This window comes from Streptomyces sp. JLSY215 (genome assembly GCF_059682825.1).
In genome coordinates this window covers 4,567,325-4,579,749 of the sequence record NZ_CM185022.1, presented here as the reverse complement: position 1 = coordinate 4,579,749, position 12,425 = coordinate 4,567,325, and the positions used below count along the sequence as shown (strand labels likewise).

General features: G+C 68.6%; 11 protein-coding genes and 1 tRNA gene. 6 read left to right on the top strand and 6 right to left on the bottom strand.

The window, feature by feature from the left end:
- Nucleotides 1-39 precede the first annotated feature (39 nt).
- On the top strand, nt 40-576 hold the full coding sequence (locus AC5677_RS20455) for an NADPH-dependent FMN reductase (protein WP_497196453.1): 537 nt from the start codon (nt 40-42) through the stop codon (nt 574-576).
- 89 nt (nt 577-665) lie between these two features.
- Here AC5677_RS20455 and AC5677_RS20450 read toward each other — a convergent pair whose 3' ends face one another.
- From AC5677_RS20450 to AC5677_RS20440, 3 genes are all read right to left on the bottom strand, one after another.
- Nucleotides 666-1,550: an amidohydrolase family protein gene (locus AC5677_RS20450; RefSeq protein ID WP_497196452.1), complete on the bottom strand. Its 885-nt coding sequence runs from the start codon at nt 1,548-1,550 to the stop codon at nt 666-668.
- A gap of 93 nt (nt 1,551-1,643) precedes the next feature.
- Nucleotides 1,644-2,603 carry a DUF2797 domain-containing protein gene (locus tag AC5677_RS20445; RefSeq protein ID WP_497196451.1) on the bottom strand — a complete coding sequence of 320 codons (960 nt, stop codon included), beginning with the start codon at nt 2,601-2,603 and terminating at the stop codon, nt 1,644-1,646.
- A gap of 341 nt (nt 2,604-2,944) precedes the next feature.
- Nucleotides 2,945-4,027 carry a GlxA family transcriptional regulator gene (locus tag AC5677_RS20440; RefSeq protein ID WP_497196450.1) on the bottom strand — a complete coding sequence of 361 codons (1,083 nt, stop codon included), beginning with the start codon at nt 4,025-4,027 and terminating at the stop codon, nt 2,945-2,947.
- Between the two features lie 44 nt (nt 4,028-4,071).
- On the opposite strand from AC5677_RS20440, the gene AC5677_RS20435 reads away from it, so the two are divergent.
- Complete coding sequence (locus AC5677_RS20435; RefSeq protein ID WP_497196449.1) at nt 4,072-4,863, top strand: NAD(P)H-dependent oxidoreductase; 792 nt, start codon at nt 4,072-4,074, stop codon at nt 4,861-4,863.
- A gap of 121 nt (nt 4,864-4,984) precedes the next feature.
- Here the strand turns inward: AC5677_RS20435 and AC5677_RS20430 are convergent.
- Nucleotides 4,985-5,058, bottom strand: a tRNA-Met gene (locus tag AC5677_RS20430).
- A gap of 319 nt (nt 5,059-5,377) precedes the next feature.
- Here AC5677_RS20430 and AC5677_RS20425 point away from each other — a divergent pair.
- Together AC5677_RS20425 and AC5677_RS20420 are read left to right on the top strand one after the other, a co-directional pair.
- Nucleotides 5,378-5,662, top strand: a complete 285-nt coding sequence (locus tag AC5677_RS20425; RefSeq protein WP_497196448.1) for a DUF6355 family natural product biosynthesis protein — start codon at nt 5,378-5,380, stop codon at nt 5,660-5,662.
- Nucleotides 5,663-6,004: 342 nt separating this feature from the next.
- Nucleotides 6,005-7,216 carry a DNA sulfur modification protein DndB gene (locus AC5677_RS20420; protein WP_497196447.1) on the top strand — a complete coding sequence of 404 codons (1,212 nt, stop codon included), beginning with the start codon at nt 6,005-6,007 and terminating at the stop codon, nt 7,214-7,216.
- Between the two features lie 73 nt (nt 7,217-7,289).
- Here AC5677_RS20420 and AC5677_RS20415 read toward each other — a convergent pair whose 3' ends face one another.
- Nucleotides 7,290-9,416 (bottom strand): tetratricopeptide repeat protein, encoded by a 2,127-nt coding sequence (locus AC5677_RS20415; RefSeq protein ID WP_497196446.1) that lies wholly within the window; start codon nt 9,414-9,416, stop codon nt 7,290-7,292.
- A 521-nt stretch (nt 9,417-9,937) separates the two neighbouring features.
- On the opposite strand from AC5677_RS20415, the gene AC5677_RS20410 reads away from it, so the two are divergent.
- Both AC5677_RS20410 and AC5677_RS20405 read left to right on the top strand, forming a co-directional pair.
- Nucleotides 9,938-10,207 (top strand): hypothetical protein, encoded by a 270-nt coding sequence (locus AC5677_RS20410; RefSeq protein ID WP_497196698.1) that lies wholly within the window; start codon nt 9,938-9,940, stop codon nt 10,205-10,207.
- Entirely contained in the window at nt 10,200-10,808 is a 609-nt protein-coding gene (locus AC5677_RS20405) for a DUF6879 family protein (RefSeq protein ID WP_497196445.1), read from the top strand. The genes AC5677_RS20410 and AC5677_RS20405 overlap by 8 nt, the downstream gene beginning before the upstream one ends.
- 116 nt (nt 10,809-10,924) lie before the next feature.
- Here the strand turns inward: AC5677_RS20405 and AC5677_RS20400 are convergent, their stop codons facing one another.
- Nucleotides 10,925-12,331, bottom strand: coding sequence for a hypothetical protein (locus tag AC5677_RS20400; protein ID WP_497196444.1), 1,407 nt, complete (start codon nt 12,329-12,331; stop codon nt 10,925-10,927).
- Nucleotides 12,332-12,425: the final 94 nt, after the last annotated feature.

Genomic DNA, 12,425 nt, shown 5'->3' with positions numbered 1-12,425 from the left:
GCTTGCCTTGCCGCCCACGTCAAGCCGTAGCGTCCCCCCATGCGACTCCTGGCCCTCTCCGGCAGCCTCCGCGCCCGTTCCGGTAACGGCGCGGTCCTGCGCTCCGCCCTCGACCTGCACGACGGCCCCGCCACCACGGCGGACATCGGCGCCCTGCCGCACTTCAACCCGGACCTCGACGGCGAGGACGCCACACCCCCGCCCGCCGTCGCCGCCTTCCGTGCGGCCGCCGCGGCCGCGGAGGCGATCCTCGTCGTCAGCCCCGAGTACGCGCACGGCGTGCCCGGCGTGCTCAAGAACGCCCTCGACTGGCTGGTCAGCAGCGGCGAATGCGTCGACAAGCCGATCGCCGTGATCACCGCCTCGCCCTTCCCCACCGGCGGCAGCCACGCCAACGCCCAACTCCGCGAGATCCTGGGGACGATGAGCGGCGAGGTCATCGCGGCCGCCTGCCTCGAAATCCCCGCCATCGGCCCGAAGACCGACCCCACGACGGAACGCGTCACGGACGAGGCGACCCTGACGGACCTGCGCACCGCCCTCGCCCACCTGACCGCCGCCCCGCGGCCGGCCTGATCCACAGGGGGCGGCACCGGCCTCACAAAAGGGGAAGCGCCACAAGGAAGGGAAGCGCCACAAGAGGGAGGCGCCACAAAGGAGTGGCCTCACAGCCCGAACAGCCGCGCCCCGTTCCCGTAACAGACCCCCCGCAGCCACTCATCCCCCAACTCCAGCCGCTCCAGCGCCTCCAGGGCATGCGCGTACCCGTACGGGATGTTCGGGAAGTCGCTGCCGAACAGCACCCGGTCGCCGAGGTCCGCGAGCCGCGCCCGCTCCACCCGCGGGAAGGGCGCGGCCTGTTCGGCGAAATCGGTGAAGGTCATCGTCGTATCGAGGTGCACGCCCGGATAGCGTTCCGCCAGCTCCAGGAAGTCGGTGTACTCCGGCATTCCCATGTGCGCGATGATCAGCCGTAGTCGGGGATGCCGGGACAGCACCTGCGCTATCGGCTCCGGCCCGGTGTGCTTGCCGGGCGCCGGCCCCGATCCGCAGTGGATGACGACCGGCGTACGGGCCTCCGCGAGGGCGCCCCACACCGCATCGAGCGCCACATCGGCCGGGTCGTACCCGCCCACCTGCACATGCGCCTTGAAGACCCGCACGCCGCCCGCCAATTCGGCCCGTACGTAATCCGCCGCCCCGTCCTCCGGAAAGAACGTCGCGGTCCGCAGGCAGTCGGGCGTACGGGCCGCAAAGTCCGCCGCCCAGCCGTTCAGCCACTGCGCCATCCCGGGCTTGTGCGGATAGATCATCGACGTGAACGCCCGCACCCCGAAACCCCGCAGCACCGCCAGCCGCTCGTCCTCCTCGTACCGGTACGTGATCGGCCACGGCCGTCCCACCAGCGGGCCGAGGGCGTCGAAGTACGCCCAGACCTTCGTCATCACCCGCTCGGGCATGAAGTGCGTATGCACATCGACCAGCCCCGGCAGCCCCAGGCCCCGCCAGAACTCACCGACCCGCTCATCCCCCGCCACCGCATCCGCCACGCCCGGCTCTCCCGCTTCAGCCCCGCCAACACCGCAGCTACACACCTGCACCACCCCTATCAGCCCGCCCAGGCCTACCAGAGAACTCCCCCGTCAGAACAGCCCCACCTGCCCGTCCCCGTCCTCATCGCGGACACGCCCGCCCACCGGCCCCCGCACCGGCACCGTCGTCACCTCCCCCGAGGCCGCCCCCAACACCCACCCCGACAGAACCCGCAGATCCAGCACCGCGATCCCCCCACCGCCCCCGGGCTCCCCCGAACCCCCCGGCCGCAGCCGCAGATACACATCCGCCCCCACCCCGGCCACCACCTCCCCGACGATCTCCGCCCCCGCCGTCATCGCCCCAAGCTCCGCGGCCTCCGACGGGATACGGTCCAGCCCGAACTGCTCCGTATGGTCATGGCAGTGGAACCCGACCGGCTCCAACGTCTCCGGCCAGCCCGCCAACCCCATTGCCGCGCCGTGGAGTTGGGCAAGCTCGGCGATCCGTTCCGGCACCGGAGGCAACGCCCCCCGCGCGGCCCGCTTCGCCGCCTTCCCGAAGCGGTCCGGCACCCCCAGCGCGCTCCCCAGCAGCGCCTCCGCCCGCCGCGCCGCCATCAACGGCCCGCGCCCCAGCCACGCATACGCCACCGCCCCCTGCTCCACCAGCCGCACGGGTCCCCGCTCGGCGGCCGTGATGCCCACCTTGAGCAGCCCGGGACCGAAGTACGCCAGATAGACACCGTACGGGCGCGGATCGTCGGCCATGGTGTCGGCCGCCACCGACCGCGACCGGTCCAGCTGGGCGCAGCTCGCGCACTGGCTCCTGGCGCCCGCACCGTCGAGCACCGCCGCATACGGGCACACCGTCCACCGGCCGCCCCGCCGCACCCCCAGGCAGCACCGCTCACCCCGCGCCGCGAACGCCAGCACCTTCCCGGCGGGCAGCGGGCTCACCCTCTCCTCGCCCCGCTCGGCGTCATACCACCCGAGCCCCTGCTCGTACCGCCGGCCCGCGGCGCCCCCCGCCGCCCCGCCCGACCAGCGCGGTCCCGTACATCGCCACACACCGCCAGCGTACGACGGGGGTACGACAACGCCCCGCCCCCGGAGAAGCGCCCCCACCCACCGGCACCCGAAATCAAACCCGAGCCTCCACACCCCCCACCCCCCACCCACGGAAGGCGCCGGGCCGTAGCGGCGAAGCCGTGGAGGCCCGGCGCCGCAGCCGCAAAGCCCCGCGCAGCGGCAACAGCCCGCCGCTGGGGGCACCTCCCACGCCCTTAAGGCAGTGGGGGAGCTACGACGGGAGAGCCCACCACGTACGGCGCAGGCACAGCGCCATCAGCCCGCCGCAGGCGCCAGGGCGGGAGAGCCCACCCACGCAGCACAGCCGACGCACAGCGCCATCAGCCCGCCACAGGCGCCACAGCGAGAGAACCCGCCCCGTACGGCCCAGGCACAGCGCCGCGGAACGTGCTCCGGTAGGCCCTCGGCGACACCCCCAACGCCACCTGCAGATGCTGCCGCAGCGACGCCGCCGTCCCGAAGCCGGCCTCGGCGGCGATCCGCTCCACGGTCAGGTCCGTCTCCTCCAGCAACTGCCGCGCCCGCTCGATCCGTTGCTGCGTCAGCCACTGCACCGGCGACATCCCGACCTCCTCCCGGAACCGCCGGGTGAACGTCCGCACGCTCGTCGCCTCCCGCGCCGCCAGCTCCCGCAGGCTCAGCGGCCGGTCCAGATGCGCCAGCGCCCAGGCCCGCGCCGCCCCCGTGGACGACCCCTGGGGCTCCGGCACCGGCCGCCGGATGTACTGCGCCTGCCCGCCCTCCCGGTGCGGCGGTACGACGGTCCGCCGGGCCACGTCATTGGCCACCACCGCCCCGTGATCACACCGCACCATGTGCAGACACAGATCGACCCCCGAGGCGACCCCGGCCGCGGTCAGCACGTCCCCCTCGTCCGTGTACAGCACATCCGCGTCCAGCTCGACCGCCGGAAACATCCGCCGGAAGTCGTCCACCGACCGCCAGTGCGTGGTCGCCCGCCGCCCGTCCAGCAACCCCGCCGCGGCCAGCACGAACGCCCCCGTACAGATCGACGCGATCCGCGCCCCCGGCCGGATCCGCCCCAGCGCGTCCGCCATCGCCGGACTCAGCCACCCCTCACTCCGCTCCGTCGCCGGGCCGTAGTCCACCCCCGAAGCCGGCACGACCACGGTGTCCGCCGCCTCCAGCGCCTCCACCCCGTGCGCCACATTCACCGTGAAGTCCGTATCCGTACGCACCTCCCCCGGCTCCAGCGCGCAGGTCACCAGCTCGTACAGCCGCTCCCCGTCCGCCGACCTGGCCTCCCCGAAGATCCGGTGCACGATCCCCACCTCGATCGGCAGCATCCCGTCCCGCACCAGCACCACCACCCGATGCCGGGCGGACACCCCGCCGCCCACATCTCTCTCAGCCATGGCCCGATCCTTGCACACTATGACCATCCGGCCACTCGTCCGCCGTCGCACCGCCCCGGACAGTGGACCGCATGAAGGCCCTCTGGCTGTTCACCCACCCCGACCCTCGCTCCCTGAGCGGCGCCCTCAAGACCGAGGGCCTGCGCACCCTCGACGCCCACGGCCACCAGCACCGCGTCTCCGACCTCTACGCCATGGGCTGGAACCCGCTGGTCAACCCCGCCGACTACGCCCACGACCCGGCCGACCGCCTCCTCATCGGCGACGCCTCACAACGCGCCTACGAACACGGCCGGTTGTCCCCCGACATCCGCGCCGAACAGGAAAAACTCACCTGGGCCGACACGCTCATCGTCCAGTTCCCCCTGTGGTGGTACGGCATGCCCGCCATCCTCAAGGGCTGGTTCGACCGCGTCTTCGTCAAGGGCTTCGCCTTCGGCATCACGGACCACGCCACCGGCCGCCCGCAGCGCTACGGCGACGGCAAGCTGACCGGCAAGCGCGCCCTGGTCGTCGTCACCGCCGGCGCCCGCGCCACCACCCTCGGCCCGCGCGGCGTCAACGGCGACCTCAACGACCTCCTCTTCCCCCTCCAGCACGGCACCCTCTGGTACACCGGCATCTCCGTCGTCCCGCCCCTCCTGATCCCCGGCTCGGACCGCACCACCCCCGCCGACTACGAAACCGCCGCCACCCGCCTGCGCGACCGCCTCCTCACGCTCCCCACCACCGCCCCGCTCCCCTTCCGCCACCAAAACACCGGCGACTACGACGACGACCTCCTCCTCCACCCCCACCTGACCCCACCCCACCCAGGCCCGGCCGCCCACTACACCGCCCCGCCCCCACCGACCCACCCCTGAGTCCCCCCACAAACGCACCGCACCCCGCCGCACCCCGCCGCACCCCAACCCCTACAACCACCCCACGCAAAAAAAGCCGCAGGCCCAGCGGATCCAAGATCCACTGGGCCTGCGGCGTCAGTAGCGGGGACAGGATTTGAACCTGCGACCTCTGGGTTATGAGCCCAGCGAGCTACCGAGCTGCTCCACCCCGCGTCGGTTGACCCCACACTACGCGAAGCCCCCACCAATGCCTAATCGTTTCCTCCGGCCCCCACCCACCAACATCACCAACACCGCCACAGACCCCCCACTCCCACCCCATCCCCCCAACGCCGGCCGCGCCCCCGGCCCCGCCCGCATCCCCACCCCGAAACACCCACACCCCCCGGTCCACCCCTTCCGGTGAACCAGAGCCGCCGGACCGCCACCACACCCCGTCACTCCGATATCACTCTGCGAGTGCCGACCGGTTCCCTCACCGGGAACCACCCACCGGCCCCCACCCACACCCGGCCACAACAGGAGTCCCGCCATGCGCCACCGCTCACTCTTGGCCTCCGTCTTCACCGCCGCACTACTGGGCCTGTCGGCCACCGCCGCCTCCCCGGCCACCGCCGCCACCTACAACCCCTGCGGCTTCTACAAGACGGGCTCGGACGCCTTCTACAACCACTGCACGAGCGACGGCTCCCGTGTGGTGATCAAGGTCGAACTGGCCTGGGCCCCCGACTACGAAACCTGCGTCGGCCCAGGCCGAACCTGGCTCGGCTCCGCCAAAAAGGTCCAAGGCGCCCACTACACCGGCCGCACCTGCTGACCCCACACCCCCGCACCCCCACGCACCCCGACCAACTGGGCCGCCCACCCACCCCAACACGGCCAGGCGGCCCAGCCCCTCCCCCAGAGACCTCGCATTTTTTCCGCCCCCACACGAACCACCCAGCAAAGCCCCGGCACTCACCAACCGAACACCCATGACCTGCAAAGAGACTCAACACACCCGGCCGCAAACCCCTCTTTACGCGCGAACTGACCTCCCCTACGCAAGATTTGACGTGTCGTCAGTCGCAATTTCGGCGTAGTAGCGTCCCTTTCCGTACCCGACGCTTCACCGACCCATTCCGGGTCTGCGTCAGCGTGCACAGGGAGGGGAACATCCATGCCCAAGATCCACATCCCGGTCATCGGCTACAAGCAGGGCGGCCGCCAGATGATGACCACCGCCATGTCCGCCGTCGACCTCGTATCGATGGTCGCCAAGCCCGAGGCGTGGGATCCGGTCAAGACCACGGCACACGGCAATCGGCCCCGCGACAACAACCACATGGCGGGCATCGTCAACTACCTGGAGACCGAGGAGAAGTTCGTCCTCGGAGCCGCGGTCCTCTATCTCACCTCGAAGGAGGCCGAGTTCAAGCCCATCCTGGTCGACGGCGTCACCACCGACCTCGACGCTGCCCAGGTCGGCACGCTTGCCATCGACATCGGCGCGAAGTTCGACATCGGCGACGGCCAGCACCGCATCGGCGCCTACGAGAAGATCGTCCAGAACCGCGACGAGGACGACCCCCTCATCGAGCGTCTGCGCACCTCCGGCCAGCCTCTCATCATCGTCATCGAGGACGACCCCAAGCACCGGGCGCAGGATTTCGCCGACCTCCAGCGCAACGTCAAGGCTCCGACCGCCTCCATGGGGCAGTCGATGGATCGCCGACAGCCCATCAACCGCGAGCTCTCCGACCTCTTCGAAGACGTCCCGCTGCTCCAGGACAAGGTCGAGTACTTCAAGGACAACCCCGGCAAGCTCTCGGCGAAGGCCTTCAGCTTCAAGACCGTCCGCTACGTCTCCAGCCTGCTGCTGGTCGGCAACGGCTACCGTTCCCCGGCCACCATGGACAAGGCCGTCAATGCCCACTTCGAGGGCGAGAAGAGCACCCCCGAGCAGGCACGCGCCACCCTCAAGGACTTCTGGACCGGGCTGGGCGAGCTGGTCCGCTTCGCCGACGTCGTGGAGGGCAATGTCACCGTCCCCGAGCTGCGTGAGGCCACGTACCTGACCTCCGCGGGTGTCCTGTACGCGATCGCCTTCGCCGTCCACACGGTCACCGCCGACGGCGAGATCAGCGTTACCGATGCGGTCCGCGCACTGGACTCGGTCGATTTCGACCGCACTGCCAAGACGGCCGACATCAAGCCCCAGGACACCCTCTTCTCCGGCAACCTGATCGACCCGGACACCGGCAAGCTCGTGGCCGGGCGCACCGCTTGGGAGTCCGCGGCCGCCCTCCTCGTCTCGGAGATCACCGCCGCCCTCACCGCCAAGGGCATGATTCCCGCCCAGCTCTCCGCCGAGGCTCAGGCCACCGCCTGATCCGCCTCCGCCACGACAGGATCCCGCCCTCCACACCACGGGGAGCGGGATCCTTCGCGCGTCGGCCGTTGCCTCAGGGTGCGGTCGGACGGTCCTCCGTCAGCTCGGCCAGTACCTTCCTGCTAGCAGCCGTAAAAGGATGGTCGACGCCTAGACTATTCGCCCGCTTTTCCACCACATCGCCCATAATACGCACTGCCGCCTCGTAATTTCCGAGTTTATGCTGAATACGGGCGTTCAGCTGTTCCGCGGATAGCGCGATGGGATAGTCCGGGCCGAATCGACGCTCATACATATCTGCCACCAGTCGAATCTCTTCATCCGCCTCACCCAAGCGCCCGAGTACGTACAGCGCCCAGGCGTGGTTGTGCCGCGCTCCCAACGTCACCGTGTGGTCCGGCCCGAGGTGACGCTCGCACTCCGCGGGCAAGGAGAGCAGTCCAGAGTTGCCCTCCCTTTCGAGTTCGGATTCCGACAGCATCGTCAGCAGGCTCGCCTGAGAACGCAGCGTCAATGGATGTGCGGGCCCCAGTGACGCTTTTCGGCCCGCCATGGTGGCGCGGAGCAGGGACAGCGCTTCCGCTCTCCGGCCGAGATTCCCGAGAACCAGTTGAAGTCCATGGCCACTGTTCAAGGTGTCCGGATCATCCGCCCCGAACAGCCGCTCCTGATTGCTTCGCACCTGGCTCAGCAACGGCTCGGCCTCGGCGTACTTTCCCAACCGGAACAGCGCCCGGCCGGCCCGGGATCGCGCAGCCAGCACCACGCGGTGCTCTGAACCGAGGGTTTGCTCCGACAGTTCTGCCGCACCATGGGCGGTCTCCCAGGCAGACAGATAGTCCCCTGTGCGGTGCAACGCAATTGCCAAGCGGGTGGCAACGGCTGCCAATTCGGCGACGGCCGCCGGAGTCCGGGCACGTTGCAACAATGCGATGGCGTGGGGGCCGAGCAGCCGCAGACGTGGGTCTTCCGGCCCGGCATCAGGCAGTTCAGGAATGGCGGCGTCCAGCAGTCTGCTGGCCGTGGCGTTGAGGGTGGTCAGCGCGTCCGGAGGCGTGGCGGAAGCGACGCTGTCGAGCAGCACCCCATGGCTTTGGACGCACCGCACGCCCACATCCACCAGTTCGGTCAGTGACTGGTCGAGCAGTGCACGCAGCGCGGTTTCGGTACGCGCGCGGGGGAGGACCACACTGATTTCAGGCCGGTTCAGCAGAGACAGCGGAAGCGGCTCCGAAGCAAAACGGGCAAGCAACCGGAGGAGCGCCACCGCCTCGGGCAGGCCGCGGCCTTCGAATGCGTCGAGTGTGAGTTGCCACGTGCGCCCTACCAGGTGGCGCGGGTCTTCGTCCGACAAGATGTCAGCTCCTTGATCTATGAGCTCGACACGCTCTCCTTCCTCGAGGTGCCGCCTGTAGGCGTCCATCGTCCAGGGGTCGAGCACTTGATGGGACAGGAAGCCACCCGCCAGCGTCAGCGCGAGCGGCAGTCGGCCCAGTCTGTCTGCGATCTCCGCAGCCTGCTTCAACGTTCCGCTCTGCGGTGCCAGGTCGCACAGCACCCGTGCGGCGTCTTCCCGCGGCAGCACACCAATATGCTGCAGCTCCGCCCCTGGCCACCAGCGAGCGGCCGCACGGCGGGTCGTCACCACGACGATGCCCCTGGGGCTGGTACGCAGCCAGCTGCCGTCCCGCAAAATCTCGGGATCGTCCGCGTTGTCCAGCACCAGCAGCCACGGCTCACCGGATCGGTTGAGGTGTTCCCACACAAGGTCGGCTCCAGGCCGCAGGCCATTGCGCGCGGCCAACAGCTCGCCGTCCGTTGCACCACGGTCAGCCGCAACGGCCAGCATGCCGGAGCGCAGGCTCGCCCGGTCGGAGGCATTCACCCACAGGCCGGCCAGCCCTCTGCTCTCCGTGGCGAATTGAAAGAAGGCATACGCAACGGCGGTCTTGCCGCAGCCGCCCATCCCGTGGAGGACGAAGACCTGGCCGCCGCCACCTGCCGTGACGCTCTCCTGCAGGCGCTCAAGTACTTCGGTGCGATCACGCAGCACCACAGGCGCCCGGCCCACCGCCGGGCGCCGGACCGAGTCCGGGCCGGCCAGGCCGGGCTCTTCGCTGCCGTGGTAGTGGTACTCGCTGATGTGCTGGTCACGCGACGATTGGTAGACACGGCCGGAGTCCTCGGCATGGCCGTCCATCGCTCCCCTCACTGTTCGTCGATGTGCATGTCTTGACCGGCCGGCAGCAGTTCTTCGCGACACGCTGTCAATGTCAATTCACCGGAGACCAATTCATCGGAGGCAATGTGTGCGGTGCCGGACTGTCGTCGTCGGACCGGCCACAGACGAGTGGTTCGCTCGCGAGCGTGTTGACGCTGCCCAGTTGCCACCAAGGTGGCTAATGTGATTCCAGCAACCTGCGGGACCGACGTTAATTCCGGATTCACAGTTCCCCCAGCCCAATCTCTGCTACTCCAGCTTTCGCCTCATATGCCGTAAATCAGACCATAGGCTGCCGCGCGGCATTGCATAGCAGCTCAAGGTCGACATGTTTGCATCGCCAAACCGAACGAGCAACCGAGCTTCCGGTGGAGTACTTTGCCTGTGGCATATGCCATTGTCTATTTTCCCTCGGTAACTCCGTGTTCGCTCTAGCCACTTCAAGGCCCAGTGGCTAGCCTCAAAACGTTCCAGACCTATCGACGGAGGGAGGGGTGGTTGTGGCCAGGCCATGGGAAGCCGATCCGACGACGGGGTTCAAGAGGCGGCTAGGTAAATCCCCCCAGGAATTAGGCACGACAACCGACAATCCCGACTGCCCCGATATTTGGGAGCTCGAGAACGGAGATGTCGCCATCATCGGCAGAGATCTCACGGAGTCGCTCGGGAAGTCACTGCCGGCAGGTGTGTCCGTGGGAGATGACGAGCGACTCGTGGTCATCCCCAGGCGCATGATGGTCGCGGCGAAACCGGACATTCCCAGTGTTTGAGTCGTTCCAGCGCAGCGCCTCAGACTATCTGGATCGGCCAAGCTACCACGATGACTTTCGCCGCCACTACGAGAGCGGCATCCGTTTCCTGAAAAAGCTCGAACGCGGGCAGAACTTCAAGGAACGAGGCTTCGCCAGCTGGGAAGCATTCTCCGCCGGCGAGTGGGACACGGCGCTCTCCCTGATCGAGGAGAAGCGTGAAATCTACACCGCGCAATTCCGGAAAGCCGCGGCACTCGGCATTCTGGAGCGCCGACTCCGCGTAGTGGAGTTTCCCATCACCCCATACGTGCAATGGGAATTGTTCGTACTTCGCCTCCGCGTGGAGTTGGGCGACAACATTCGGGTCATAGACGCCCGCAATCTCGCGCACATCGAAGGCGAGCACTTGGTACCCGAGGTGGTGATCCTCGGCACTGACGTCATGTACGAAGTGGTTTACCACGACGGGAACGCAGCGGGCGCCAACCGGATCACGGACCGAATGGCAATCGCGGAAACTTCCACGGGCTTCGACACGCTCTACCGCCGGGGCGAGGATTTCGCGGAGTTCTTCGACCGGGAAGTCGCTCCTCTGGGTCCGCCGATGGTCGCTCGTTGAGCGAACCCGTCGGGATGAGAATCCGCTTGTGTGTGGTGCACACCGCGCGCAAGCGGACACCGCCGCCGTCACCATTGCCGTCATCAGCGCAATCGATCATTCGGCTTGCTCAGTCGTCAGCCCTTCAAGTGGAGGACGACCATACGCAGCCCCTTCCCGCCCGCGTAGGTGAAGAACACGCCCGCGTCCTTGGTCAGGGCATACGGGATCTCGGTCTTCGCCGGCAGCGGCTTGGCGCCGGTTCGGGCCGAGACGGACACCGGAATCCACGGCTCATCGTTGCCCGTCCCCTCCTTTGCCGTGCCGTAGGCGGTCCCGTCGTCACCGACGGCCGTAAGGGAAATCTTCTTGGCGTCCTCGTCCGCGTCGGCGCAGAAGCCCTTACCCGTCCTGAGGTTGAAGATATTGCCCCCCTTGGCCAGGTAGGTGCCGTTGTGCGACAGGGCCGGCGGGGTGTCCTCCCGGCTGGCCCGCACCGGTACCTGCGCTTCGTACGAGGTGGCAGCGGTGTCGCACGGGGCCGTCGCCTCCACCTTGCCCGTCGCCACATCGTGCAGCGACGAGCTCATGCCGTCCTTGCCGGCCCAGCCGACGATCAGGTGGCTGTCCGCGACACCGACGATGTGGCCGTTCGGCCCCTCCGGGCCGGCCATGCCCGGATCCGGCTTGAGGATCTTCGCGACGCCGGGCGGCGTCACATCGGCGCTGCGCCAGCCGCCGTCCGCGCCGAAGCCACCGCCTTCTCCGCTGCTGCCCTCCGCGTCCGCGTTGGTCACCAGCCCCTGCGGCCCCGGGACGCTCATCATGTCGTCCGGCTCAACCGGCTGCCCCCCGATCTTCACCTCCGCAATTTTGGTGACCTTGCCGGCCGGAGACACCGACACCTCGTCGGCGTAAGCACTGGCGAAGACCAGGCCTCCCGGCCCGGGAAACACACCCGTGTTGTCGTTCTCGTACTCCACGTCCGCGCTGCCGGACGGAGCAACGTCCTTCCCGGACGCATCGGCCGGATAGAAGGCCACCGAGAAGACCTCTTTGTAGCCGTGGAGTTGGTCTTTGCGCTTCTGGCCGTACGCCCATATCGCAAAGTACTCACGCTCTCCCTGCGAGACGAGCACCACCCGCGGAACCGTCAGCCCCTGGCCCCTCTGGGTCTGGGAGGCGGTGAGCTCCGGGGCCTTCCAGGGCTTACCGGCCGACAGCAGCTTGCCGGTCGAGGCTTCGCGGACATTCAGGACGTAGCCCTGCTTCGCCTTGGCCAAGTACGCGATCTTGCCGCTCTTCGCCGACACCGCATACGGGAAGGCCTGCCCCTCGGGCATCCAGCCGGCCCCGATCTCCCACCCGTGACCGCGGTCGAAGGCAGCCGGTGCGTTGATCTTGCTCTGGAGGGAAGTCCCGGTCGCCCGGCCGTCGTCCTCTCCCGTGCCGTCGTCGCCCCCGCCACCGGTCCCGCACCCCGCCAGCGCCCCCGACAGCACCCCTGCCACCAGCACGGCCGTGGCCTTCTTGCTGATCTTCATCCTCATCCTTCAACGAATGGGGCGAAGCCGCAGCCGAGCCGTCTCCCCCCGGTGGACGGTGCTTGCACATGATCGAACGGGCGGAGGCTACCAG